The organism is Nonomuraea terrae, assembly GCF_044465245.1.
In the GTDB taxonomy this organism is placed as follows: domain Bacteria; phylum Actinomycetota; class Actinomycetes; order Streptosporangiales; family Streptosporangiaceae; genus Nonomuraea; species Nonomuraea terrae.
In genome coordinates this window covers 90,744-115,506 of the sequence record NZ_JBITLL010000002.1, presented here as the reverse complement: position 1 = coordinate 115,506, position 24,763 = coordinate 90,744, and the positions used below count along the sequence as shown (strand labels likewise).

Annotated in this window: 21 protein-coding genes; 13 read left to right on the top strand and 8 right to left on the bottom strand. The window is 69.8% G+C overall.

The genetic code is table 11. The features are described from left to right. The first annotated feature begins 7 nt into the window (after window positions 1-7). From ACIBP6_RS06710 to ACIBP6_RS06695, 4 genes are all read left to right on the top strand, one after another. Window positions 8-385 carry a YciI family protein gene (locus tag ACIBP6_RS06710; RefSeq protein ID WP_397051472.1) on the top strand — a complete coding sequence of 126 codons (378 nt, stop codon included), beginning with the start codon at window positions 8-10 and terminating at the stop codon, window positions 383-385. Between the two features lie 440 nt (window positions 386-825). Next, window positions 826-1,656: an LLM class flavin-dependent oxidoreductase gene (locus tag ACIBP6_RS06705; RefSeq protein ID WP_397049522.1), complete on the top strand. Its 831-nt coding sequence runs from the start codon at window positions 826-828 to the stop codon at window positions 1,654-1,656. A gap of 175 nt (window positions 1,657-1,831) precedes the next feature. Further along, window positions 1,832-2,308, top strand: coding sequence for an alpha/beta fold hydrolase (locus ACIBP6_RS06700; RefSeq protein ID WP_397049520.1), 477 nt, complete (start codon window positions 1,832-1,834; stop codon window positions 2,306-2,308). 24 nt (window positions 2,309-2,332) lie between these two features. After that, window positions 2,333-2,989 carry a YdeI family protein gene (locus tag ACIBP6_RS06695; protein WP_397049518.1) on the top strand — a complete coding sequence of 219 codons (657 nt, stop codon included), beginning with the start codon at window positions 2,333-2,335 and terminating at the stop codon, window positions 2,987-2,989. A gap of 380 nt (window positions 2,990-3,369) precedes the next feature. Here ACIBP6_RS06695 and ACIBP6_RS06690 read toward each other — a convergent pair whose 3' ends face one another. After that, window positions 3,370-4,320, bottom strand: a complete 951-nt coding sequence (locus ACIBP6_RS06690) for a LysR family transcriptional regulator (protein WP_397049516.1) — start codon at window positions 4,318-4,320, stop codon at window positions 3,370-3,372. Window positions 4,321-4,469: 149 nt separating this feature from the next. On the opposite strand from ACIBP6_RS06690, the gene ACIBP6_RS06685 reads away from it, so the two are divergent. From ACIBP6_RS06685 to ACIBP6_RS06670, 4 genes are all read left to right on the top strand, one after another. Beyond that, window positions 4,470-5,639 (top strand): MFS transporter, encoded by a 1,170-nt coding sequence (locus tag ACIBP6_RS06685; protein WP_397049515.1) that lies wholly within the window; start codon window positions 4,470-4,472, stop codon window positions 5,637-5,639. Window positions 5,640-5,874: 235 nt separating this feature from the next. Beyond that, entirely contained in the window at window positions 5,875-6,729 is an 855-nt protein-coding gene (locus ACIBP6_RS06680) for an NmrA/HSCARG family protein (protein ID WP_397049513.1), read from the top strand. Between the two features lie 441 nt (window positions 6,730-7,170). After that, on the top strand, window positions 7,171-7,608 hold the full coding sequence (locus ACIBP6_RS06675) for a VOC family protein (protein WP_397049511.1): 438 nt from the start codon (window positions 7,171-7,173) through the stop codon (window positions 7,606-7,608). Window positions 7,609-7,640: 32 nt separating this feature from the next. Next, complete coding sequence (locus ACIBP6_RS06670; protein WP_397049509.1) at window positions 7,641-8,165, top strand: recombinase family protein; 525 nt, start codon at window positions 7,641-7,643, stop codon at window positions 8,163-8,165. A 237-nt stretch (window positions 8,166-8,402) separates the two neighbouring features. On the opposite strand, the gene ACIBP6_RS06665 is transcribed toward ACIBP6_RS06670, so the two are convergent. The 3 genes from ACIBP6_RS06665 to ACIBP6_RS06655 form a co-directional block, all read right to left on the bottom strand. Then, window positions 8,403-9,293, bottom strand: coding sequence for a PhzF family phenazine biosynthesis protein (locus ACIBP6_RS06665; RefSeq protein ID WP_397049507.1), 891 nt, complete (start codon window positions 9,291-9,293; stop codon window positions 8,403-8,405). Window positions 9,294-9,434: 141 nt separating this feature from the next. Continuing rightward, the gene (locus ACIBP6_RS06660; protein ID WP_397049505.1) at window positions 9,435-10,013 is read right to left on the bottom strand and encodes a dihydrofolate reductase family protein; all 579 of its coding nucleotides are present in this window, start codon (window positions 10,011-10,013) and stop codon (window positions 9,435-9,437) included. Between the two features lie 144 nt (window positions 10,014-10,157). Then, entirely contained in the window at window positions 10,158-10,739 is a 582-nt protein-coding gene (locus tag ACIBP6_RS06655) for a hypothetical protein (RefSeq protein ID WP_397049504.1), read from the bottom strand. A 278-nt stretch (window positions 10,740-11,017) separates the two neighbouring features. On the opposite strand from ACIBP6_RS06655, the gene ACIBP6_RS06650 reads away from it, so the two are divergent. From ACIBP6_RS06650 to ACIBP6_RS06640, 3 genes are read left to right on the top strand one after another with little or no spacing between them, the layout of a single operon-like run. Then, the gene (locus ACIBP6_RS06650; RefSeq protein WP_397049502.1) at window positions 11,018-12,319 is read left to right on the top strand and encodes a glycosyltransferase 87 family protein; all 1,302 of its coding nucleotides are present in this window, start codon (window positions 11,018-11,020) and stop codon (window positions 12,317-12,319) included. Continuing rightward, window positions 12,316-13,416 carry a molybdopterin-dependent oxidoreductase gene (locus ACIBP6_RS06645; RefSeq protein ID WP_397049500.1) on the top strand — a complete coding sequence of 367 codons (1,101 nt, stop codon included), beginning with the start codon at window positions 12,316-12,318 and terminating at the stop codon, window positions 13,414-13,416. The genes ACIBP6_RS06650 and ACIBP6_RS06645 overlap by 4 nt, the downstream gene beginning before the upstream one ends. Then, window positions 13,413-13,796 carry a hypothetical protein gene (locus ACIBP6_RS06640; protein ID WP_397049498.1) on the top strand — a complete coding sequence of 128 codons (384 nt, stop codon included), beginning with the start codon at window positions 13,413-13,415 and terminating at the stop codon, window positions 13,794-13,796. The genes ACIBP6_RS06645 and ACIBP6_RS06640 overlap by 4 nt, the downstream gene beginning before the upstream one ends. 53 nt (window positions 13,797-13,849) lie before the next feature. Here ACIBP6_RS06640 and ACIBP6_RS06635 read toward each other — a convergent pair whose 3' ends face one another. After that, the gene (locus ACIBP6_RS06635) at window positions 13,850-17,629 is read right to left on the bottom strand and encodes a S8 family serine peptidase (RefSeq protein ID WP_397049496.1); all 3,780 of its coding nucleotides are present in this window, start codon (window positions 17,627-17,629) and stop codon (window positions 13,850-13,852) included. Between the two features lie 178 nt (window positions 17,630-17,807). Here ACIBP6_RS06635 and ACIBP6_RS06630 point away from each other — a divergent pair, with 178 nt between their 5' ends. Beyond that, window positions 17,808-20,693, top strand: a complete 2,886-nt coding sequence (locus tag ACIBP6_RS06630) for a helix-turn-helix transcriptional regulator (RefSeq protein WP_397049494.1) — start codon at window positions 17,808-17,810, stop codon at window positions 20,691-20,693. Window positions 20,694-20,710: 17 nt separating this feature from the next. Continuing rightward, window positions 20,711-21,205 (top strand): hypothetical protein, encoded by a 495-nt coding sequence (locus ACIBP6_RS06625; RefSeq protein WP_397049492.1) that lies wholly within the window; start codon window positions 20,711-20,713, stop codon window positions 21,203-21,205. A 584-nt stretch (window positions 21,206-21,789) separates the two neighbouring features. Here ACIBP6_RS06625 and ACIBP6_RS06620 read toward each other — a convergent pair. The 3 genes from ACIBP6_RS06620 to ACIBP6_RS06610 form a co-directional block, all read right to left on the bottom strand. Beyond that, window positions 21,790-22,371, bottom strand: coding sequence for a dihydrofolate reductase family protein (locus ACIBP6_RS06620; RefSeq protein ID WP_397049490.1), 582 nt, complete (start codon window positions 22,369-22,371; stop codon window positions 21,790-21,792). A 65-nt stretch (window positions 22,372-22,436) separates the two neighbouring features. After that, window positions 22,437-23,276, bottom strand: coding sequence for a helix-turn-helix domain-containing protein (locus ACIBP6_RS06615; RefSeq protein ID WP_397049488.1), 840 nt, complete (start codon window positions 23,274-23,276; stop codon window positions 22,437-22,439). A gap of 311 nt (window positions 23,277-23,587) precedes the next feature. Continuing rightward, on the bottom strand, window positions 23,588-24,166 hold the full coding sequence (locus tag ACIBP6_RS06610) for a CHRD domain-containing protein (protein WP_397049486.1): 579 nt from the start codon (window positions 24,164-24,166) through the stop codon (window positions 23,588-23,590). Window positions 24,167-24,763 lie beyond the last annotated feature (597 nt).

Sequence of the window (24,763 nt, the reverse complement as noted above, 5' to 3'; positions counted from 1 at the left end):
CGCCGGCATTCCGTCCGAGGAGGCGCTGGCCGCGTTCGCCGCGTACCAGAAGTTCGAGCTGGAGCTGATCGCCACCGGCGAATTCGTCAGCCGCGAGAACCTCGGCCACCCGGTGGTCAGCACCACCGTCCGCAAGAGCCCCGACGGCGTGGTGGCGACCGACGGGCCGTTCGCCGAGCTCAAAGAGGTCCTGGCCAGCTTCGCCGTGATCGACCTGGCCAGCAGAGAACGCGCCGCCCAGGCGGCCTGGTTGCTGGCTCAGCACGCCGACCGCGATCGCGACTTCCAGCGCCGCTGCCTGCCTCTGCTGCGCGATGCCGTCGCCCGAGGGCAGGCGGCTGCGCGACAGCTCGCGTACCTGGTCGATCGAGTACGGGTGGGCTAAGGACGTCCTCAGGTGTACGGCACCTAGTCACAGCAGACCGCCGAAGGCGGGTTCGCCCCGCACCCATCGAGGACCGCGAGTGACCAGCGCCGCTCCCAGGTGGGGCTAAAGCCTTACGCCGAATACGACGGGCTGAGAGTCCGTCGGCAGTGGCGCGCATGGAGAGGTGAAGCGCAGTCGTCCCAAACCGTCGCGTTGTCGGATCGCTGATGAGCGGCTGCCGAGATCCTCGCCAGAATTTTCTGGGAGGAGGTGTCGGATCGGGGCAGCGGCGTTCGTAGTAGGGGTGAGACGCCGACCATGGAGCCCGAAGAAAAGGGTTCCACGATTATGCGAAGTAACGGGCCAGGTCTATCGCGCGGTCAGGCACCCGCACAGACAACTGACCGAAGCATGTGAAGCAACAAACCCCATCCCTCCTACTGATGAGGACAGGAACGATGACCGATTCGACGGCAAACGGCGGAACCAGGCCCTTCCGATTCGGGGTCGTTGCCCCGCTCAATACAGATCTGCCGACGTGGCGAGACCGGGTGCGCCTCATCTCCGACAGCGGCTACTCCACGCTGCTGATGCCCGATGTCCCGCGATGGCAGCCGGCGCCTGCCCCCACGCTGGCCGTCGCGGCCGCCCTTACCGACCTGCGGGTGGGCACGTGGGTGTATGCCTCCCCGCTGCGCCCGGCTTGGAGCACCGCCTGGGAAGCGCACTCGCTGTCGGTGCTCACCGGCGGTCGCTTCGAGATGGGCATCGGCACCGGCAGGCCCGGCATCGAGGACGAACTCCGCGAGTTGGGACTGCCTGTCGTACCCCCGAGCGAGCGGCTGGCCCAGATGCGGGAGACCGTCACGGCGCTGCGAGATCTCGACGGCCCCGACGTGCACACGCCGGTGGTGATGGCCGTACGCGGGCCAAAGGCCCAGGCACTGGCGGCCGACCTGGCAGACACGGTCGCCTTCGCACTAATGCCAGGAGAGGACCGGGGCGAAATCACACAGGTGGTACGCGACTTCCGCGCCATCCGAGACGTCGAACTCGCGCAGCACGTGGCGGTGATCGGCGACAATGTCGCGCCGTTCATGGCGTCCCCCGACACCAACCCTGCTGCACTTCACGCGGCGGACTCACTGGCCGTACTTCCAGATGACCCCGCGGCGGCCGCCGAAGAGATCCAGCGGCGGCGCGAGGAGATCGGCTTCTCCTACTTCGTCTTCGGCGCCGACTTCGCCGACACGCTCGCTCCGGTGGTAGCCGAGCTGGCCGGAAAGTAATCGGGCTGCACGACCTGTTGCCGGCCACCCTGATGTCAGAGGTGTCGGCGGGCATGACCAATCCACAGCTGTGCGCCGAGCAGCACATGCGCAGTCGCAGGGTTTTACGCCACGGCCTGCTCACCGACCACGCACTCGCCGCCTGGAAGCCAGCCGACACCCCCTGACGCACACCATGAGGGGCGAAGAGCCGGCGCACCACCTTCCCGTTTTCTCGCCTTCCGGTGACTCCCAACTCCAGGTGCCGGTTCATGTCGAGCTCGAAGCGTCCGTACAGGTGCAGATGCGACCAGAACAGGGCGGTCAGTCCCCGCCGATCGGCCGGGCTCAGCTGCTTCTTCCAGGCGGGATCAAGCAACACCATCTGGATCAGGTGCGTGTTGAGGTAGGTGATGGCACGGCGAGCATTAACTGGTACCGGAACGTTGACCGCAACTGGCACCTTCTGGCGGAAGTGGACCCGATCATCCGACAGCCCGCACTCATGATCTATGGCGACAGGGATGTGGTCTCACGGGTTGAGAACCTGGCGGAGTTCGTGCCCAACGTGGAGGTGGTCAGCCTTGATTGCGGTCACTGGATCCAGCAAGAGAAGCCGGAAGAAACGAACCAAGCGATGGTGAAGTGGCGGGAACAGCAGGATGCCACCTGACCGCGATATGACAGGCTGGCATCCATGAAGTGGCCGTTCCGCTCGACACCGAAGACATACGTGACCTCTGCGCAAACCCGTCCGTCGGCGTCCGAGCACCCCGCCACGTGGAGGTTCGACCACCCGATCTACCACGTCGAGACTCGGCCACAATGGCGATCGTGGCTCGAGCACAACCACACGTCGACCCGCGGCGTGTGGCTGTGCTCGTGGCGCACCGGCACCGGCCGACCACGATGCCCCTACCCCGAAGTAGTCGAAGAAGCGATCTGCTTCGGGTGGATCGATTCGACCGCCAAACTCCTCGACGACGACCGTGGCCTCCAGCTGATCACCCCCCGAAAAGCCAGGAGCCCTTGGTCCCGGCTCAACCGCCAGCGCGCCGCCGAAATGGAACGGCGCGGCCTCATGACGGACGCCGGGCGAGCTGCGATCGACGCGGCGAAGGCGAGCGGATGGTGGACAATCTCCGACCAAGTCGAAGACCTCGAAGAACCCGCCGACCTCGCCACCTCGCTCGACCAACACCCTCAAGCACGAGCCAACTGGGACCGCTTTCCCCCGAGCGCCCGCAAGCAGATGCTGTGGTGGATCGTCAGCGCGGCGCGGCCGGCAACGCGGGCCAGCCGAATCGCGGCCGTCGTCGCCGAGGCAGCGAACGGGCGGCAAGCCCAGGGCTGACCTCGGACGTGAAGACTCCGAGTGCCGTGGTCAACGTGCCGGGTGAGGGTGTGTCAGGACATGGTGGGGCCGGGTTCCGGCTCAGTGTTCAGGGTGCGGCGGGTAGCGGTGCTCCCACGAGCCGCTCTTCGGTAGCGATCGGCCCCTGCTGACCGGCGTTGCCCAGACCGTGTGCGGCCTCGTTGCGGACACCGTCTCCAACGAGGCCGCCCAGGTCAGAGGCTCCGCAACGATCAGCGGCTCAAGACGATGTCCGCCCATGAAACAGCCGCCCCGGCCGGAAGCATGCTGGAGATCCGGCTCCCGGCAGGTCTGCCACACATCCGGCCCGATCACGAATCCGTGTGATCATGAGCGTTGGTAGCGCGCTGTGATTCGGACTAAGCGGATTCTGGTGATCCCTGGGGCGGGACCTGTCGTGGATCCGTACCTTCCGTCTTCCGCCCCTCGCGTCTCTGGTCTGCCGAGATGTGCAAAACGTCCAGGAACGCGGCGGCGGCCGGTGAGGTGCGCAGGCGGCTCCAGATCAGGTGCTCCACCCGGGTGGGTGGATCACGGAGCTCGACGACGTGCACATCACGGAGTTCGGGTGCGAAGGCGGCGGGCATCATGCCGATGCCCAGACCCAGCCGGACCAGCCGCGCCAGGAGGTCCGCGTTCGTTATCTCGAAGGCGACCTCACGGCTGACGCCGGCAGCGGCGAACGCCTCGTCCGACTGAGCGCGCGCGGCCGTACCGGCGGGAAAGTCCACGAACACCTCGCTCGACAGCCGGCGCAGATCCACGTCGGCCGCGTCGGCCAGCGGGTGGCCGGGCGCCACCACCGCGACCAGCTCACCCTGCGCCAGGGCGCGCCCCCGGACGCCCTTCGGCTGCACGTTCGGCGGCAGCCCGAGGAACGCGATGTCCAGCGTGCTCTGCCGTACCTGTTCGGCCAGCTCGTCGCTCGAACCCACGCGCAGAGTGATCCGCACCTGCGGATGGCGCACGTGGAAGCTCTTCAGCGCGCCCGGCAGGTCGACGGCCGTGACGGTGGGGATGGTGCCGATGGCGAGCCGGCCGCGAAGCTCTCCCGAGGCCGCCGCCACCTCGGCGCGCGCCCGTTCGGCGGCGTCGAGAGCCTGCCGGGCAGCGGGCAGGAACGCTTCGCCGGCGGGGGTGAGTGTGACCCGGCGGCTGGTGCGGTCGAAGAGCCGGGCACCCAGTTCTCGTTCCAACCGGGCGATCTGGTGGCTCAGTGCGGACTGGACGACCCGGCAACGTTCGGCGGCACGGGTGAAGTTCGCCGTCTCCGCCACGGCGACCACATAGCGCATCTGCTGTAGCTCCACGGGTTCATCTTGAATCACGATCGCTGGCGTGACAAACATGCATTGGACTCATTGATCGTCGATGTCCGAGGCTAGGGGCATGACGAACGCAGCCGGATCAGGCGCTCCCCGCCTCACGACACACCACAAGGCCGCCGAGGCGTCAGACGGTGGCGCCGCTGAGCCGCGGGCTGCTGCTCCTGATGTCCGCGGCGACGGGGATTTCGGTGGCGAACAACTACTTTGCCCAGCCACTGCTGGACCTGCTCGGCCGGGAACTACAGCTCAGCACCACGATGGCCGGAATGATCGTGACGGCCGCGCAGGTCGGTTACGGGCTGGGGCTGATCCTCCTCGTGCCGCTCGGTGACCTGGTGGAACGCCGCAGGCTCGCTGTCATGCTGTACGCGGCCACTGCGGTGTTCCTGCTGGTCTCGGCGACCGCGCCCAACGGAGCGCTGCTGCTGGCCGGAACCGTGCTCACCGCATTGACCTCGGTGGCGGCCCAGGTCGTGGTGCCGTACGCCGCTACGCTCGCGGCACCGGCGCAGCGTGGCCGAGTGATCGGCACGGTGACGAGCGGGCTGATGCTGGGCGCGTTGTTGTCCCGTACGGTCGCGGGAGGGCTCGCCGAACTCGGTGGCTGGCGGACGGTCTACTGGGTGAGCGCGATCCTCGTCGCCGGGGTGACAGTGCTGCTGTGGCGCTTTCTACCGCCGCTGCACACCCCGATCGGGCTGTCGTACCCGGCTCTGTTGCGCTCGACGATCGCGCTGTTCCGCCATGAGCCCGTGTTGCGGTGGCGGGCCGGCATCGCCGCCCTGTCGCTCGCATCGTTCAACGTGCTGTGGACGTCCGTGACCTTCCTGCTCGCCGGCCCGGAGTACGGCTGGTCCGAGGGGGCCATCGGGCTGCTCGGGCTGGTGGGGGCGGTGGGCACGGTGGCAACGACGGTGTCCGGCCGGCTGGCCGACCGCGGCTACGTGCAACGGGTCACCGCGATCGGCAGCGCCGCGCTTGCCGCGTCCTGGCTGCTGATCGGCGCGGGCGAGAGCTCGCTGGGGTGGCTCCTCGGCGGGGTGATCGTCCTCAACATGGCGCACCAGGCCGTGCTCAACAGCAACCAGAACGTCATCTACGCACTACGCCCGGAGGTCCGCAACCGGCTCAACTCCGCGCTGATGACGGCCTTCTTCGCCGGCGGTGCCGCGGGCTCGGCGCTGGCCGCGGTGGCGTGGGTGCGTGGCGGCTGGACGGCAGTGAGCGTCCTGGGGGGCGTGCTGGCCTGCGGGATGTTCGTGCTGTGGGCGCTGGAACGTCGAGGTGTCCGAGGGAGCTGAGAACTACGCGTGTCACCGCGGTCGGAAACGTGGGCAGCCGAGTGGTTGAGGCACTGTCGCGCAGCCACGAGGTCACCGGGGTGGTACGTCATCCGGCTCACTCCGCGTGACCTGCCTGCTGCCGCCAACGTCCGACCGCTCGCGGGGCTGCCCCTGATCGGCGCAAGCATGCCCCCACCCCCGCCGGCTTCCGCCGGAACCGGCTTCACCATGACATCGACGAAAGGAACTCGCAGTGTCGAACAACAGGACCGTCCTGGTCACGGGCGCGACTGGCGGCCAGGGCGGCGCCGTTGCCCGCAGGCTGCTCCACGACGGCTGGGCGGTGCGCGCCCTCGTCCGTGACCCGGACCAGCAGGGAGCCAAGGAACTCAAGGCGCTCGGCGCGGAACTGGTCACCGGTGACCTCGACGACCCCGAGTCGCTGCGCGCGGCAGCGCGGGGCGTGCACGGCGTCTTCAGCGTGCAGCCCGCCGACTTGACCGACCCACACCCCGCGATCGAGGTGCGGCAGGGCAAGAACGTCGCCGACGCGGCCGAAGCCGCGGGCGTCACGCACCTGGTCTACAGCTCCGTCGGCGCCGCCGGGCGCAAGTCCGGCGTCGCACACTTCGAGACCAAGGCGGAGATCGAGGCGCACATCGATGCCATCGGCGTGCCCGCGACCGTGCTGCGGCCGGTGTTCTTCATGGAGAACTGGCTGTACATGGTGCCGGAGGCGGAGAACGGCGAGCGAGTCGGTTCGATCGCGCTGGACGCGGACGCCTCGCTGCAGATGATCGCGCTGGTCGACATCGGCCGGATCGCCGCGGACGCGTTCGACAAGCCGGCCGAGTTCATCGGCAAGAAGATGGAGATCGCCGGTGACGAGCTGAGCGTGCGGCAGATCGCCGAGGTGTTCACCAAGATCGACGGCATTGCGACCCGCTTCGAGCGGCAGCCGGTCGAGGAGCTGCGGGCCGAGGCAGAGGAGATGGCGAACATGTTCGACTGGTTGAACGGGAAGGGGTACCAGGCCAATATCGCCGCTCTCCGCGAGCGGTACCCGGAGATGCTGACTCTGGAGGCGTGGCTGGGCAAGAACCGGTAGGAGATCGGAGATTGGCCCGAACAAACGGCCGACCAGGCGATGAGCTCGCTACGGCCATCGCCTGAGCCCTGTAACGCTCGGTCTTCGACGACCACAGACCGACAAGAGCGATCGCTCACACGGCGCCGACGAACAGGTGGGCACCAAGCCCGGATGCCCGCCATTCCGGAGCACCCACCTGCCGCTCAGCCTGCGCTGTCCGTGGACGGTCCTTGGCGAGGAAGACCAAGCAGCCGCCGCCTGCCGATCGGCTTCCTGCCTCCCACGCCTTCATCGGGCGCGCGCAGCGCGTGTCTACACGCGGTGCAATCCCGACACCCTGGGGAAAGCGTCGTGCGCGATCAAGAACGGTCGCCGTGATCGACCCTGGCGATGGCGTGGTCCGTCCGACGTTCCGAGTGGCGGTCCGGGACGTATGGCAACTTATGGGAGTATTGGTCCGTGGGAGCATCCGTCAGGCAGATTCAAGTCACCTTCGACTGCGCGTCACCTGAGCGCGTCGGTCGTTTCTGGTGCGAGGTGCTGGGGTACGTCGCACCGCCGCCACCGGAGGGCTTCGCCAGTTGGGACGACTTCAATCGCACGCTGCCGCCTGAGCAGCGGGACTCATGGTTCGCATGCAGTGATCCCTCGGGCGCGGGGCCGCGGCTGTACTTCCAGCGCGTTCCCGAAGGCAAGGTCGTCAAGAATCGGCTGCACCTTGACGTGCGGGTCGGCACCGGGCTGGTGGGTGAGGAACGCCTGGCGGCCCTTGAGGCCGAATGCGCGCGGCTGATCCCGCTCGGCGCGCAACGCCTGCGGCTCCTGCCCGCCGACGAGGTGAACGAGTCCTGCCTGGTCATGCAGGACGTTGAGGGCAACGAGTTCTGCCTCGACTGAGTGGCGGGCAGGAGCGAGGATCACGCCCGGTTGTGCCGCAGAAGACCCGGCGGCAGCACGACGCCCTCGACACGATCTGCTGGAAGGTGTTCGAGGAGAAGATCAGCGGCAAGCTCGCCACCGAGAACCGGCCTGCGCTGCTGGAGGCGCTGTCCCACGTCCGCGACGGCGACACGCTGACCGTCCAGGAGGTCGACCGCCTCGGCCGCAACCTCCTGGAAGGGTTCATTGTCCTCAACGACCTGTTCCAGCGCGGGATCGCGGTCAAGGCGCTGGAGGGCATCGCGGCCGGCGAGCACACCGAACGCTCCCTGACCTGGATCTGGCCCTGGCCCTGCCGGAGGACGGGGGCCGCGACATCGGCCGCAAGACCAAGGACGGAGGCAGCCCGTCGCCGTGGCCGGGTCGGCGGCCGCCGTCCGGTGGTCGATGCCGACAAGCGCGCCGCGATCCTGGCCCGCCGCGAGCACGGAGAATCCATCCGCACCATCGCCGCCGAAGTGAAGGTCTCGGTCGGCGTCGTGCACAAGACCCCGATCAACCGAGGTCACCCGTAACGCCCCGAGACCGCCACCAACACGACGACGATCCGGCTCCGCGGTGTCTTCCGGCCGTCCCCCTTCGGGGGCGGAGAGGGTCTACACCGCGGTGCTCAACGCGCTCGACGGCGGCAGCACGGCGCCCCGCCCGGCGGGAGCGACGCGGGGCAGATCAAGAACACCTCCTCCGGCCGCTGCGTGGATGTGCCACCCGATTCTGGCCCGCGACACGGGCGTCATGTGGTTCTCGGGGCTTCAGGCGAGCCTGAGCTCCCCGCGAGCGGTGATGATCCCGGACCCGGAGATCCGTACGCGGTCGCCGTCGACCTCGACCTGGATCCGGCTGGGCCGCCCGAGCTTGTGGCCCTGCTCGATGACGACCAGACCCCCGTCGACCCGTTGGGTACGGGCGAGCAGGGCGGCGAGCGGACCCGCGGCCGTGCCGGTGGCCGGATCCTCGACGATGCCCACGGTGGGATTGAAGAACCGGCTGTAGGCGTCCGCCTGGGGCTCCCCGCGTGCGCTGGTGTAGACGTAGCAGCCTTCGGCGCCCACCTCGGCCAGGATCGCCGCCAAGGCCCGCGTCTCGGCGGCGGTGACGTCGACAGCCCGGCGATCGGCCAGCGGGACGAGCAAATGGGCGACTCCCGTGGAGACGACCTGCGCCGGCTGACCGGTGGAAAGGTCTTCGGGCCTGAGTCCGAGTGCGGCAGCGAGGCGATGTGCGTCTTCCACTACGGGCCCGAACACGGGTGAGGACTGCTCCATCACGATCCGGACGCCTCGTCCGGCCTGGCGGACGACCTCGACCGGCAGCACGTCCCCGCCGATCTCCTGCATCAGTGTCCGGGACGGTTCCTCTCCAGTCAGTCCCTGGTCGGCGAGCCACAGCCAGGCGCCGAGCGCGTTGTGCCCGGCACCGTCGACTTCGGCGCCGATCGGAGTGAACGACCGCAACCGCCACGCGGCCCCCGGTCGGGTGGGCTGCAACAGGAAGGTGGTCTCGGATTGGTTGAACTCGCGGGCGATGTCGCGCATCTGGTCCGCAGTCAGTCCGTCCGCGTCCGGCACCAGCGCCAGCGGGTTACCGGTCAGCGGGCGCTCCGCGAAGACGTCGACGAAGAAGAACGGTGTCACGGTCGTCATGAGGTCAACACTAGGGAGGCCGAACAGGGTGATACACACCAAAGATGTGAGTTGCTCCGGGAGGTCGCTCGGCCGTACTCGCCCCGTCCGAGGCGAGTACGGCCTGCTCGTGGCGAGCGATCCGAACGGGCGTGGACGGACTCAGACGTGCAGGGTGGGCCGGTAGATGAGCTCCTGGATGTTGCCGTCGAGCGTCCGGCTCTCGATCAGCTCGAGGTCGAAGTCGGCCGCACCCTGGAAGATCGGGTCCAGTCCGGTCTGACCGGTGATCACCGGGAAGAGCGTCACCTGGACGCGGTCGACCAGGCCGGCGGCCATCAGCGCCCGGTTCATCGACAGGCTGCCGTGCGAGCGCAACGGCACCTCGGACTTCTCCTTGAGCCGCGCGACGACATCGACGGCGTCACCGCTCACGACGGTCGCGTCCGGCCAGTCGAGGGGTCCTTCCAGGGTGGTCGACACCACCGTTGCCGGCAGGCTCCTCATCCGGGTGACCCATGGGTCGCGCACCTCGGACTCCTCGGTGCTCGAGGCCAGCATCCGCGCGAACGCCCGATACGTGTTGGCCCCGAAGACCATCTGCTGCTCCTCGCCGTACAGGGCGAGGCGGTGGTTCAGGAGTTCGGGGCCTTGCTTGCCCCAGTAACCGGTCCAGTCGCCGCCGGCAGCGCCGAAGCCGTCAAGGCTGGAAAAGACATCGAAGGTGTAGGTGGCGGGCATGATGCTCTCCTCGATTGCGGGGTTGATCGGGTGTGTCGATGCAGACCAGACACCACGGCGGAACTCATCGCCGTCGGACTTCTGGAGCCCGGATGCGCCGCCTGACGTTCGGCGGCCTCGGCAGCGGTGAGCTGTCCGCGCCTGTCACCGGCCTGCGGCCGCGACAAGCTCGGCGAGGTGGTGCAGCGAGTTGGTGAGATGCTCGGGGCCGAACGGCGGGAACTGGATGTACTCCCGGATGGCCTGCGGCACCGCCGACCAGTCGTAGGTGAGCGTGACCTCAGTCTCGGACGGACCCAGCGGCGCGAGGTCGTAACGCCAGAGCCAGCCGCCGAACTCCAGGTGACCGTCGCTCTTCTCCTCCCCCGTCAGCCAGCCGATGGCGCGCGGCGGGTCGAGCACCTCGACCTTGTTGACCACCTGGTAGTCACGGTCCGGATGGTCGGCGTGATACATGCCCATCCGGAAAATCTGCCCCGTCTCGGTCAGCGGCGCCCGGTCGACAGCTTCCTGAACCCAGCCGGTGCCATCGATCGCGGCATGGGCCGCCGGGTCCGCCAGCACCGCGAGCACCCTCGCGGCGGGCGCGGCGACGGTCAGGGTGGCGCTGACGTTCTCCTGGTCCCTGGTGTGCACGCCCCTTGTCCTCTCCTCTCGGGCCTTCCGCTCCAGGCGCGCCCCACCGGTGATCAGCGGCTGCGCGGGAGCGACGGTGACGACGGACATCGTGGACCTCCGGTGAGTGGCGACCGGCCCGTCGCCGGCCTCTCACCTTGACTACGAACGGGCTCGACGCCATTCGACACCCCGCAGAAAGAAATCACCAGACGTTCTGCCACGACCGGACTCGAGGCGACAGGGCCCACTCGTTCACGAGCCATCCGACGGCATCCGCCAACTCGCGGGCCGTGGCGACGTTCTCGGTTCGTAAGGGTTCTTACCGACGGCGAACGGCGGACGCCGTGACGGCCACGAACCGCGCCCGGAGTGGTTGGCTGCGCACTGTGAGACGGGACCTGTTCGTTGCCGGGACGATGCTTGTCGCGCTGGCGGCCGTCGTGACCAGGATGGTGGCGGGACCGCCCGTGCTGGGCTGGTACCTGCTGGCCTGGGCGCTGTTCGCGACCGCTGTGTGGTGGGTCCGGAGAGTGCCGGAACGGCGCCTGGGCCCCCTGGTCGTCGTCGGCGGGATCGTGCTGGCGACGATCGGGCTGGTGACGCCCCCGAGCAGCAGCACCGACTCCTTCCGGTACGCCTGGGACGGCCGGGTGCAGGCGGCGGGCATCTCGCCCTACGACCATCCACCCGCCGACCCGGCGCTCGCCGGACTGCGCGACGACTGGCTCTTCCCTGCCGACTGTGGGGGCCCCGTCCTGTGGCCGCTGCCCGGCGGTGGCTGCACCAGGATCAACCGTCCCACCGTGCCCACGATCTACCCTCCGCTCGCGCAGGGGTACTTCCTGCTGGTCCACTGGCTGTCACCGGAGGGCTCCCGGCACAAAGCACTGCAGCTCGGCGGCTGGGCGATGGCCGTCCTCACGCTGCTGGCGCTGTCGCGGCTCGCGGGCGCGCGGCAGGCGGCGTACTGGGCGTGGTGCCCGGCCGTACCGGTCGAGGCCGTGAACAACGCGCACGTCGACATGCTCGGCGTGCTGCTGGTGGTACTGGCCTTCGGCGCGGTTCGCGCTCGCGGCGCGTTACTGGGGGCCGCCGTCGCGGCCAAGCTGCTGCCCGCCACGGCGCTGCCCGGCGCCTTGTCAGGCGTGCTGGCGAACGGGGTGGCGTGGCGGCGCCTGCTCGGCGTCGTGGTGCCCGCCACGCTCGTGGTCACGCTGTCCTATCTGCCGTACGTGCTGTTGTCGAAGGCGTCGGTGGCGGGCTACCTGCCGGGCTACCTGCAGGAGGAACGCTACGTCGGCGGCGGCAACCGCTACGCGGTCCTGCGGTTGCTCATGCCGGACTCCTGGGCCCCCTATTCCGCAGCCCTGCTGCTGGCCCTGGTCGTCCTGGCCGTCCTGCGGTACGGCGACGCGGAGCGGCCCTGGCAAGGAGCGCTGCTGGTCAGCGGCTCGCTCCTGCTGCTGTTCACACCCGGATACTCCTGGTACGCGCTCCTCGTCGTCGCGCTGGCCGCCATGGACGGGCGGTGGGAATGGCTGGGCGCGGCCCTGGCAGGCGCCATCGCCTACGCCACCGGACCGGCAGCCACCGACAGCCCCGCGACCCCCTTCTACGCCGCGGCCGCACTGGCCGTGCTGATCGGCTGGTCCGTACGTCGTCCCCGTCGAGCGGAAACACGCCAATGATCATCAAGACCGTCGCCGCCAGGTTCACCAGCCGTCTGCGCTCCGAGCAGGTGGCCGCCAAGCTGGGCGCCTGGCTCGGCGTGAGCTTCACCGTCGCCTTCGCCACGGGCTTGTTCAGCCACTTCCTGCAACATCCGCCCGCCTGGCTGCTCTGGCCGTCCAGACCGGTCAACCTCTACCGCATCACCCAAGGGCTGCACGTCATCGGCGGGATCGCCACGGTCCCGCTGCTGCTGGCCAAGCTGTGGGCGGTGTACCCGAAGCTGTGGCAGTGGCCCCCGTTCCGCTCCGCCGGACACGCCGTCGAGCGGCTGTGCGTGCTGCTCCTGGTGGCGGGCGCGTTGTTCCAACTCGTCACCGGGCTGCTGAACATCGCCTACGTCTACCCGTGGCCGTTCGGCTTCCTCCAGGCGCACTACTGGACGGCCTACATCGTCTTCGGCGCGCTCCTGATCCACGTGGCCAACGAGTGGGCCAAGGTCAGGCGGACCTTGTGGACCCGCGTGGAGGACCCGGACCGCAGGCGTCTGCTGTTCACCGTTGCCGCCGCCTGCGGCCTGACCGCCCTGGTCACCGCCGGCGAGGCGGTCACCCCGCTGGAACGGCTGGCCGTTCTCGCCCCGCGCAATCCCCGCACCGGGCCCCAGGGAGTGCCGGTCAACCGGTCGGCGGCCGCGGCGGGCGTGGTCGCCGACCCGAGCTACCGGTTGCTGGTCACCGGTGCCGTCCGTACGCCCCTGTCCCTCCGCCACGCCGACCTCATGACGTTGCCGCAGCACACCGTACGCCTGCCGATCGCGTGCGTGGAGGGCTGGAGCGTGGAGTGCGAGTGGACCGGAATCCGGCTGCGCGACCTGCTCCTGTCCGCCGGCGCCTCCCCGGACGCCTTCGTCACCGTCGAGTCGCTCGAACAGGCGGGAGCCTATCGGAGCAGCGAGATCCGCCCACCCCACTGGACCGACCCGCTCACGCTGCTGGCTCTGCGGATCAACGGGCAGCCCCTGGACGCCGACCACGGCTTCCCGGTCCGCCTGATCGCGCCGAACCGGCCGGGCGTTCAGCAGACCAAGTGGGTCAAGGAGGTGAGGGTGTCATGAGGCCCGTCGGCTACGCGATCGGCGCCACCCTGATCGTCATCGGCCTGGCCGGGCTGGTGACGGAGGGCATCCTGGTCGGGTGGGCTCTGTGGTTCGGCGGGGTGCTCGTCGTGCACGACGGCCTGCTCGCCCCCGGCGTGGCGGTCGCCGGCACGGTGATCAGCCGCCGGCCCCGGCCCGTGCGGACCACCCTGATCCTGGCGGGAACAGTTGCCGCGGCCACCCTCCCGACCGTGCTGGCGCTGGGCCGGCGAGCCGACAACCCCTCCATCCTCCCGCTGCCGTACGGCGTCCATCTCGTCATCGTCGTCGCCGTCATCGTCCTGCTCGCGGTGGCGGAGCACGTGTGGTCGGCACGTCGTACGGACCGAGCGCCCTGAGTCAGCGGAACCCCGCGCGAGCTTACTCGCGCGGGGTTCCGTCACACCCTCGGTCAGGACCAGGGCTTGAAGTAGGCGACGGTGACCATGTCCACCTCCGTGGCGTTGGGCGGGGTGCCGCCCGTGCCGCTGGAGCCGGTCACGAACACCCGGACACCGTCCTTCGCGGTGGCGTCGACGGCCAGGCCGCGCGCGGCGTCGGCCGCGGCGACCTCACCGTCGTAACGCCCCGTCCAGACCGGTTCGCCGCTGACCGCGTCGTAGGCGACGGTCACGTAGTCCGTGCCCTTGGACTGGTCGTCCGAGCTCTGGCCGGCGACGACGACCTTGCCGCCGTCGGGCGTCACCCGGACGTTCCAGGCGTAGTCCTCGTTCTTCGCCTGGCCGTCGAAGCGCTGCAGCCACAGCCGCTCCCCCGTGGCCGGGTTGTAGGCGATCGTGGTGTAGTCGCCTCCGCTGCCCTCACCGGTGCTGTTGCCGGTGACGTACACCGTGCCGCCGGGCGCGACGGTGATGTCGTGCGGGGTGTCGCTCTCGTGCGCCGGGCCGTCGTAACGGTCCGTCCAGAGCTGCCGGCCCGTGGCGGCGTCGTAGGCGATCGTCTCGAAGTCCGTCAGCGTTCCCGGGTTGCTGCCGGCGCCCGTCACGACGACCGCCTTGCCGTCGGCGGTGACCGCCATGGCGGAGGGAATGTCGAGGCCGTTGTCGTCGCCGTTGTGGCCGGCGTCCCACAGCTGCTCGCCGGTGGCGGCGTCGTAGGCGACGGTGCCCCAGTCGGTCAGGCCGGTGCCCTCCGGCCCGGCGCTCTGACCGGTGACGAAGACCTTGGACCCGTCCGGCGTCAGAACGACCTTGCGCGCGTCGTCCGTGCTCGACCCCTTGCCGTCGTACCGGACGAACCACGACTGCTCACCGGTGGCGGCGTCGTACGCGACCGTGAAGTAGTCGTTCTTGTCACCCTCGCCCGGCGAGGTCATGCCGGTGACGTAGACCGTCCTGCCGTCAGGCGAGACGGCCGCGTCGCCGGCATGGTCGGAGAAGGCTCCCTGCTCGGTGTGCCGCCGCGTCCACAGCTCCTCGCCGGTGGCGCTGTCGTACGCGATCGTCACGGCGTCGATGCCGGAATCGGTGCCGCTGCTGGCGCCGACGACGAAAAGCCTGCTGCCGTCAGGGCTGATCCGCAGGCCGGACGGCTCGTCGTACGCCTTCGCCGGGCCGACGTAGCTCTTGCGCCACACCTCGACACCGGTCGCCGCGTCGTAGGCGATCGTGGCGATGGACGGGCTGAGCTGCCCCGGCGAGCTGCCGTAGCTGACGCCGGTCACGTAAACCCGCTCCCCGTTGGGGTCGAGGACGACGAACTCGCCGGAGTCCGAGCCGCCGGTGACGCCGTAGGAGGCCGCCCAGTTCTCCTGGACCGGGCGCACCACCATCGGGATGCGGACGGCGTGCTTATCGTGCTCCTTCCAGGTGAGGTAGCCGCCCGCGTACGCGTTCAGCGGCGCGCTGGTGCGGGTGAACGTGACGGTGAACGACTTGGTCTCGCCCTTCTTGAGCCTCAGCTTGCCCGGCGACACCTCGGCCTTGATCCCGGGCAGGCCGGTGATCGAGGCGGTGTACGTGGCGGTCGAACGGCCGACGTTGGTCACCTTGCGGGTCACCGTCTGCGTGCCGGGCAGGCGGCCGACGGCGACCGAGGGGGTGTTCAGGTCGCTCGCGTCGAACGAGTGACCCTCGCCCTTCAGCTCGTCGCAGGCCTCCTGGGTCACACCCCTCGTGGTGCCGCACAGGAACGCGATCCAGTCGTCGGTCCCGCTGTCGTAGACGAGGCCCGGGTCGGCGGCCCGGTTCGGGGCGGCGTGGCCGGCACCCTGACTGAAGATCACCGACGGTTCGGTGGCCGGCCCGTCCTTGACGTCGGTGCCGGTGGTCATGAGGGCCGACTTGATCGCCATCGGCGACCAGCCGGGGTGCAGGTCCTTCAGCAGCGCGGCGAGGCCGGCGATGTGCGGAGCGGCCATCGAGGTGCCGCTGGAGACGTTGAACTCCAGCCCGTTCGCGCCCGGAGGGGCGAACGCCGCGAGAATGTCCTGGCCGGGCGCGATGACATCCGGCTTGAGGACGTCGCCGCCGGCCGCGGTGATCGGTCCGCGCGAGGAGAACTCGGCGGTGTACGGCGCAGGGGTCGTGGTCGTGATGACGGCCTGCTCGATCGTGGCGGTGGCGCCGCCGGTGGCCGCGTAGTCCTTGATCGCCTGCCGGTCCTTCATCGCCAGGTGCACGGTGGGGATGCCGGTCAGGTCGGTGTTGAGCGACTCCTCCTCGGCGATGTTGACGAGGACGGTGCCCACACCGCCGGCCTCCGACACCGCGACGCTCTTGTTGACCCGGGGGGTCACGCCACGGTCGCAGACCACGATCTTGCCGTTGACCTTGGCCGGGTCGAGCACCGCCGTGCCGCCGTTGTCGCGGGCGGCCCAGCACTGCGCCGCCTTCGCCGGGTCGGCGCCGGGCAGCCCCGCCGCGGCGGCGTCGATGAGCGGCGCCGGGCCCGCCGCGGCGGGGGCCAGCGAGGCGCCGCTGAGTGTGGCGCCGTTCCCCAGCTTCACCGAACCCAGCGTGGAGCGGTTGTGCGTGCCCGCGGCCACCGTGGTGATCCACGGGGACGGGTGCGCCACCGTGGACGCGGCCGGACCGCTGTTGCCGCCCGCCGCGGAGACGAACACGCCCGCGTCGGCGGCGGCCAGGAAGGCGATCTCGGCCGGGTCGAGGAAGTCGGTGCTCGTCCCGGAGACCGAGTAGTTGATGACGTCCACGCCGTCGGCGACCGCCTGGTCGATGGCGGCCACCAGGTCGGAGGTGTAGCCGTTGGCCGTGGACGCGTCCTCGGCCGACCACAGGGCCTTGTACGCGGCGATCCGGGCGCGCGGCGCGATGCCGCTGATCTCGCCGAAGCCCGCCGCGGGGCCGGTCACCCGCACGTCGTGGTTGCCTCCGGCGGTCGAGGCGGTGTGGGTGCCGTGGCCGTTGTAGTCACGCGGCGACGCGAACTCCCACGGCATGAACTCCTTGAGCCCCTGGTCGCCGCCCCAGGCCTCGTTGAAGTGCCGGGCCGCGACGATCTTGCCGTTGCACAGCGAGGCGTCCCAGGAGTTGTCCGGGCTGCTCTCGTCGCACGTGCCGGTGAAGTCGCCAAGCTTCGCGTACGGCTTGCCGTGCGGGGCCGGGTCGGCGAAACTCTCGCTCGCCGGCCAGATGCCGCTGTCGATCACGCCGATGACGAGGCCCTCGCCGGCACCGCCCTTCTGGCCGCCGCCCGGGCCGCCGAGCTGGTCCCAGAGGCCGCCGCGGGCGTCGAGGCCGAGGAACGACGGTGTCGAGGAGGTCGCCACCGAGACCTTCTTGTCCTCGGTGACCGCCACCACGTCGGGTAACGCGCGCATCTCCGCCGCCTCCGCGGCGGTCATGCGGGCGGCGAACCCGCCGAAGGAGTACACGTAGTCATAGATCTTCTTGCCGCCGGTCTGCTTCAGCGCGGCGTCGTGCCGACCCTTGAGGTGGTCGACGTAGTCGCGGACCTTCGCGGAGCGCGGCGAGATCTTCTCGCCGCGCTCGGGCTTGGTCCTGGCCAGCCCGGCCACGTCGCCTTCGTAGGTCGCGACAGGCTCGGGGGCCATCTGCACGATATAGGTCTTCGGCTCCTCAGCGACGGCCGTCATGCCGGCCGTCGCGCCGGCCGGTGCGGGCCAGGCGAGCCCCGACGCCGCCAGCGCCGTCAAGGCCGCGGTCACCGCCAGCCGTTTGGGGATTCCCGGGGATGTGGACTGATGCATCGTCGCCCCTCTGTACGTCTCCGCGCGTCACGCGGACGATCGCTGAGGCTAGGGAGCGCTACACGTATGCGGCATCCGTACCGCATACGGATTTTTGTGCGGTACTTAACGGAAGCCAAAGATCCGGTAACCTGTTCGAGCTGATACGCCACCAATAGTGCAGGTTGGGGGTGGTTGCATGCCCCCGGGCCCCGCCCCCACGGGCTCACTCTCCGACGCCCTCGTCGGCCGGCGCGCGGAGCTGTCCCTCCTGCGCGCGATCGTCGGCTCCCGCCCCTCCCTCGCCCTCGTCGAGGGCGAAGCGGGCATCGGCAAAAGCCGCCTGGTCGCCGAACTGCTCGCGACGCCAGACCTGACCCGAACGCGACGAATCGTGGGCCAATGCGAGCAACTCCAGGAACCGCTGCCGCTGTCACCGCTGCTCGACGCGTTCCGCCTCGCCGAAGCCGAACTCGCACACTCCAAGCCGCCGAACCCCGTCGTGGGAGCACTCGCACCGCTGCTGCCCGAGATCGCCGCGCACCTGCCCCCACCCCTAACCCCGCTGCCCGACCAGCGAGCCGAGCGACACCGGGTGTTCCGCGCCGCCGTCGCGCTGCTCGACCACCTCGCCCCGCTGGTGCTCGTCCTGGAGGACGTGCACTGGGCCGACGCCAGCACCCATGACTTCCTCGCCTTCCTCGCCGCGCACCTCCCCCGCGACCTGACGGTCATCCTCACCGCCCGCACCGAGTCCGGCGTGCTGCCCATCCGCGAGGCGTTCGCCCGAGCCCCGTCCGGACCCGCGCGCACCATCAGCCTCGCGCCCCTGACACTCCCCGAGGTCCAGCAGCTCGCGCGCGCCATCCTCAAGACCGACCTCCCCCGCACCTTCGCCGAACCGCTCTACGAGAAGACCGGCGGCATCCCGTTCGTCGTGGAGGAGGTGCTGCGCACACTGCTCGAACGCCTGCCCGCGAGCGAGATCCCGGCTCACCCCGGCGCGCTGGCCGACCTCGCCGTGCCCACCGTGCTGCGCGACGTCGTCCTGCAGCGCCTGTCGTCCCTCGACGACCCGGCCCGCGACATCCTCACGGCCGCCGCCGTCATCGGCATGACACCGGACGACCGCATCCTGGCGGAGGTCAGCGAACACAGCCCGCCCGAGGTCGCGCGAGCCCTCGCCAAGGCCCAGGCAGTCGGGCTGCTCCACGAGGAAGACGGCCACTGCCGGTTCCGGCACGCCCTCGCCAGGCAGATCGTGTACGAGTCCGTCCCCGTGCCCGGCCGCCGCTGGCTGCACCTACGCACCGCGCGGTCCCTGGAGTCCGGCCCAGGCCCCCGCCCCGTGGCCCGGCTGGCCCACCACTTCCGGCACGCCGGACGCACGGCCGACTTCGTCACCAACGCCGAGGCCGCCGCCGACACCGCGCTCTCCCACGGCAACGACGCCACAGCCGCCCGCTTCCTCCTCCAAGCACTGAACGTCCGGGAACTGGCGAGCGACGTCCGCATCCGGCTCGCCGTCAAACTCGGCCGCACAGCAGTGGACGGGCTGGCCCACGAGGAGGCCGTCCCCATCCTGCAGTGCCTGCTCGCCACCGAACCCCTGCCCGCCCCCGTACGCGGGGAGCTGCGCTTCGCGCTCGGCCGCCTGCTGCGCCAGCACGGCGAGGCCCGCGCCGGCTACCTGCAGATCGAGAACGCCATCGACGACCTCGCCACCCGGCCAGACCTGCTGTCGCGCGCGCTCGCCGTGCTGGCCGCGCCGGAAACAGTCGCGGACCGGCACGTCAAAGAGCACACCGCCCGCTGCGACCAGGCAGAGGAGGCCGCCCGCCGCAGCGGCGACGGCGACGCCCTCATCTCCGTACGGATCGCCCGTGCGTCGCTCCTGGTCGAGCAGGGCGACCCGGCCAGCTGGCGGCTGATCGACGAACTGCTGCGCGACCACCGGTTACGCGCCAACCCCAGAGAGCACGCCCGCGCCTGCCTCAACTGGGCCCAAGCCGCCCTGCACATCGGCCGGCTCGACCGCGCCGAGGCGCTGCTCGCCGAAGGCCGCCAGGTCGCGGACCAGGCCGAGTACCTGCGGGTCGCGCAGGTCGCCGAGCTGGTCAGCACCGCCGTCGAGCACGCCGCCGGACGCTGGGACGGCCTCGACCACCGCGCCGCCAGCCTCGTCCGGGCCACGTCCGCGTTCCCTGCCGCGTCGCTGGACTCACGGCTGCTGCGCGGCGCCCTGCTGACCGCGACCGGCCCGGCCGAGGAAGCCCAGGCGTGCCTCGACGAGGTGGTCGCGGTCGCCGAACAGGTGGGAGCAGTCTGGCCACTGGTCGCCGCCCGTACAGCGCTGTCACGGCTGGCGCTCACCCTGGACGACACCGAGACTGCGGTCGCGCACGCCTCCGCCGCGCTCGCCCTCGTCCGCGCCAAGGGCACCTGGGTGTGGGGCGCCGAGAGCATACTCTGCCTGGTGGAAGCCCTCCACGCGCACGACGGGCCGCACCAGGCAGACGCCGAGGCGGTGGCCAAGGCGGCAACCGAGGAGTTACGCGCCGGGATCGACGGCGCCGACGCACCGCTCGCACGCGCGGCACTGCTGACCGCCCTCGCCGTCCTGGCAGGCCCTCCGGACGCCGCTCGCGCCGATGCACTCCTGGACGAAGCCCGTACGACCTTGCGGGAAGCCGGGCTGCGCCACCAGGAGGCGCTCGCCGGCGAACGCCTGGGCCGCCGGCGTTGCGAGAGCGGCGCACCCGACGGCGGACCACTGTTGGAGAGCTCGCTACGGGCGTACGCCGAGCTGGGAGCCGATCGTGACATCGCCCGCATCTGCCGGATCATGCGCCGCAACGGGGTGCCGATCCCGTACCCGTGGCGGGGCGGCCGGCCCTCCCACGGGCAGACGTTGTCCGTACGGGAGCGCGAAGTGGCCCGGCTCGCGGCAACCGGCAAGACGAACCAGGAGATCGCGGACGTCCTGTACCTCTCGCGGCGGACGGTGGAAAGCCACGTCGCGAACGCGCTGCGCAAACTCGGCGTGCCGTCCCGCAAGGAACTACGCGGCCTCCCCGACGACTAGCGCGCCAGGACACCGGCGTGGCGGCGGACGCCTTGGCCCTCCGTGCCGCCAAGAAGATGAGGGCACCCTCGTCGTGGAGGTCGGCGTCGGTGGCGAGTTCGTCCATGAGCTGGTCGACCGCCCGGGCCGACAGACGCCCGCCGCGGCGAATGAGGAACAGCGCCGGGGTGTCGGCACCGGGCCAGGAGGCGCGGTCGGTGCGCCACTCCGTGATGGGAGGTCCGCGCGGTGCCGTCCAGGAGCGGGATCTCGCGGGAGGTCTCGCCCTTGCCGGAGCGGACGATGACCTTGCCTTTGCGCGCCGAGAGCGGGACGTCGTCGTCCAGAGCGACGAACTCGGCGACCCGGACGCCGGAGTGGAACAGCAGCCGGCCAAGGGCGCGGTCGCGGGCGAGAGGGCGGCGTTCGACGGCGCACAGGCAGCGCTTCTGCCGGCGGGCGTCCAAGGCGCGGGCGCGAGCTTGGCGGCGTCGCCGCGGCGGACGTCGGCGGGCCGAGCCCGAGCTGGGTGAAGAAGTGGTCCAACGCGGCGAGGTGGACGTTGACGGCATTCGACGCGCGGCGCAGCACGGTCTTCATGTGGGTCTTGTAGTCGTGGATGGCGAAGTCACGGTTGTGCGCGTCGGTGAGCGGGTCGCCGTCGAGGCCGCTGGCCTCCAGCCCGGCGAGGAAGTCCGGACCCGGGAGTCTTAGGCGCGGCGGGTGCCGCCGTCCAGCGGGACCCGCTTCAGCGCTGCGGCGTAGGCGGCGTGGATCGTGGTGAACGCCTCGGGCACCGCTTGGTACTGCCGCCCCACATCGCCCACGCAATATCAGAAGGTGATTCGCCGGGCTGAGCGGCGTCCAGGACCGCGATATCAGAAGCTCTGATGGGAGGGCGGCGTCGGCGCGTTGATCGGGCCCAAAGCCCCGAGGCCACGCTCAGGCCAAGTCCGATCGGGGGTCGGCCAACATACGACGGAAACCGGCAACCAGTGATCTTGAGGTGCTGGGGCGGATCGGCGTCGGCTGCCCGACCACGGAGCGAGGCGCAAACGCAGCCGGAGGCCCGATCTTGTGTCCGCAGTGGACTTCTTCGCGTACCCCCTCAGATCGGTCAACGGCGCACCCGATAGCGCAGGTGAAGGACCCGGTTGCCCTGAATCACCACGTCAGGACCCTCCAACAGGTGCTGCGCGTGGACCGACCCGAAGTAGCGCTTGCCGGACCCGAACACGACAGGTACGACGTCCATGCGCACCTCGTCGACCAGGCCCGCGGCAAGCACCTGGCCACCGACGTCGCCGGCGGCGACCTCGACCACGCGGTCACCCGCAAGCTCCTGCGCCTTGGCCACGGCTGCCTCGACGCCGTCGACGAAGTGAAACGGCGCCTCGGGGTCCCAGCCCTCGGGCATCGGCCGGTGCGTCACGACGACCACGTGGTCGATCCCGCTCGGAGGCTTCCCGTCCCAGCCGTCCGTCAGGTCGAAGACGTGGCGGCCCGCGATCGTGACTCCGATCTGGTCCCAGTACGGCCGGGTGTAGTCGTAGGACGTCTGCCACACCTTCAGCTCACCGCTCTCGTCCAACGGGACGTCACCGTTGGACAACCAGTCGAACAGCGGTCCCGGCTGGTCATTCTCGTCCGCGACGAAGCCGTCCACCGACACCGAGCCGTACATGACCACCTTGCCCACGGGGCTCTCCTCAAATTGGGGTGCCCCCAAATTAGCGTGTCGTGAGCTGCCGCTCTTGTAAGAAATCAATCGGCCGGCAGCGGCCAGCGGTCCAGCGCGTGGCCGGGATGTTCACGCAGGAACCGCCGCCGGACTTCGACGTACCGGGTCGGCGTGAGCCCGGTGAACGCCCGGAACTCGTGGCCGAAGTGGGCCTGGTCGAAGTAGCCTGCGCCACCGGCGAGCTCGCCCCAGTCGATCGGTCCCGCGGGGTCGATCGCGAACACGGTGGCGGCGAAGCGGTAGGTGCGGGCCAGCCGCTTCGGCGTGACGCCGATGAGCTCCTTGAACCGCTGCGCCAGATGAGTGCTGCTGACACCGGCTGCCACGCTCAGGTCGCCGATCGCCACCGCCCCGCTGGTCGCCGCGATGACGCTGCTCGTATGGCGGACCAGCCCCAGACCGGCGGTCTCGCACAGCCGTCGCATCAGCTCCTCCTCGAGCAGCGTCAGCATCTCGTCCGGCCCGGCCGCCGTGGCCAGCCGGTCTCGCAACTCGGCAATGGCGGGCCGGCCCCAAACCTGCTCCACCGTCACCGGCCGGTCACACAGCTCGGCCGCCGGCATCGGCAGGAACGGCGCCGGCCCCCACGGCTTGAAGTGCACGCCGACTGACCGGGTCTCCGGCGGATAGCCGAACTCGAAGGCGCGGGTGGGCATGGTGACCACGCAGCCGTCGGCGTACTCGGCCGTCTCGACGTCGGTGCCGGCGCGGATGCGGAACGGCGCCCCGAGGTTGACGATGAGCAACGCCGACGGACTCGGCGGCAGCGTCAGCCGGGCGTACGGCGGCGCACCCTCCAGGTAGTAAAGGTCGTCGATCAGCCCGTCCAGCGGCGGTCGCGGCACTCTGGACACGTACTCCACGCCCACAGTATCGCCGACGCCCCGCCGGCATCGAGCGCTGGATGGTCCAGCCGCGCTGCCGCCGGACCACAGCCGATCATCTACGTCGGGCGATCCCAGAAAGATCCCGTAACGGTCCGTCAGTGGCATCGCTGACCTGGGCGAACCTAATCGCATGCAGCTGGCTGCACGAGTCTTACCGACACCCCCACTCCCGCCGAACCATGTGCTCGCCCAGCCGCCGACGACCGGAGTGACCATCATGCCGATCACATATCCGACGATCGTTGACGAGCACCCCTGACCTCAGGGACGCGCCCGAACTCGCGCCTCTACCAGCGGCCGCCCTTGACGAGCTGCCCACGAACCGCGCCGTCGGCGAACTGCTTGGTGTGCAGGTTGGCGTACCAGTTCTTCGGATTGGCCTTGATCCCGTTGAGCACGCCGGCATCCTTGACGACGACGGAGCCGACGCTCGTGTTGCCCCGAGTCTTGCCGTTGGCCAGCAAGTCGATGACGACGGGGCCGTTCACGCCCGCCTTGCCGCGGTGAATGTGGAACGCGGTGGGCTTGGCGACGTTCTTCCACTGCACGAGGAAGTACAGGCGGTTGCCCTGGATACGGAACTTGGCGACAGCCAGCCCGTTCCGGTCGTTCACCTTCTTGCCCTTCTCGCGGACCTCGTTCCTGCCCAGGAGCACGGAGGCGAAGTAGTAGCTTCTGGCCTGACTCGCCGAGGCCGTCGAACCAGTGGCAACGGTGGAAACAGTGGCGGCGGAGGTGGTCGAGGCTCCGGCCGGCACCGACATCGCGCCGATGGCCAAAGCCGCGGTCGCCACGCCCATCACCGCACGGCCGGCCGCGCGCTGCCACGAAATTCCCTTGTCGCCGATCTTCTGCTTGGTGTTCATCGAAGCTCCCACTCTCAACGCTGCGGAGTCGTCTCGTTCGGACGTTCCAGACGTTAGAGCGGAGCCGCCACCTCGTTATACGTCGAAATCCACACACCACGGCGAGTGCGTACAAAGCCATACAGGAAAGGCCTTCGTCGCCGGCGCTGGAACACCTGGGAGAGCGTCATGGCCACTCCCCGGCGCGCCGTGCGGCGCTGTGTGTTGTCGCAGTCGTACGGGCGAAGCCCGTTCGTATGTCTTAGGGGTATGACATACCTGAAGCGCCGTCCTTTACATTGTAGATCTCTAGCCTGGGGCCGTTCTCGCCATTCGGCCTGGGACTGGTGATGCGTCATCACGCTGGTCGTCGAGCTCGCCTACGACCAGTTCGCGTAGTGGGCACAAGACCTCATCAGGGCGGCGCCTACCGAGATCCGGGCCGTCACGCCGGATTCGCTCTGCGACCGCACGGGCCCGTTCGGAGTCGTGATCACGTTGCTCGGAAAAGGATTGGACGGGGTGATGCACGGGCTTGTAGCTTGCAGGCGACCGTGACACCGCCTGAGGAGGTGAGACCCATGAACGCTGTATCGATGTGGGTGCTCCCCCTTCCTG

Excerpts from the sequence above, each read along its gene's own strand:
- ACIBP6_RS06655 (WP_397049504.1), bottom strand. The coding sequence starts at position 10,739 with ATGTCCGTCGTCACCGTCGCTCCCGCGCAGCCGCTGATCACCGGTGGG.
- ACIBP6_RS06630 (WP_397049494.1), top strand. The coding sequence starts at position 17,808 with ATGCCCCCGGGCCCCGCCCCCACGGGCTCACTCTCCGACGCCCTCGTC.
- ACIBP6_RS06640 (WP_397049498.1), top strand. The coding sequence starts at position 13,413 with ATGAGGCCCGTCGGCTACGCGATCGGCGCCACCCTGATCGTCATCGGC.
- ACIBP6_RS06700 (WP_397049520.1), top strand. The coding sequence starts at position 1,832 with ATGAGGGGCGAAGAGCCGGCGCACCACCTTCCCGTTTTCTCGCCTTCC.
- ACIBP6_RS06660 (WP_397049505.1), bottom strand. The coding sequence starts at position 10,013 with ATGCCCGCCACCTACACCTTCGATGTCTTTTCCAGCCTTGACGGCTTC.
- ACIBP6_RS06705 (WP_397049522.1), top strand. The coding sequence starts at position 826 with ATGACCGATTCGACGGCAAACGGCGGAACCAGGCCCTTCCGATTCGGG.
- ACIBP6_RS06635 (WP_397049496.1), bottom strand. The coding sequence starts at position 17,629 with ATGCATCAGTCCACATCCCCGGGAATCCCCAAACGGCTGGCGGTGACC.
- ACIBP6_RS06645 (WP_397049500.1), top strand. The coding sequence starts at position 12,316 with ATGATCATCAAGACCGTCGCCGCCAGGTTCACCAGCCGTCTGCGCTCC.
- ACIBP6_RS06610 (WP_397049486.1), bottom strand. The coding sequence starts at position 24,166 with ATGAACACCAAGCAGAAGATCGGCGACAAGGGAATTTCGTGGCAGCGC.
- ACIBP6_RS06695 (WP_397049518.1), top strand. The coding sequence starts at position 2,333 with ATGAAGTGGCCGTTCCGCTCGACACCGAAGACATACGTGACCTCTGCG.
- ACIBP6_RS06665 (WP_397049507.1), bottom strand. The coding sequence starts at position 9,293 with ATGACGACCGTGACACCGTTCTTCTTCGTCGACGTCTTCGCGGAGCGC.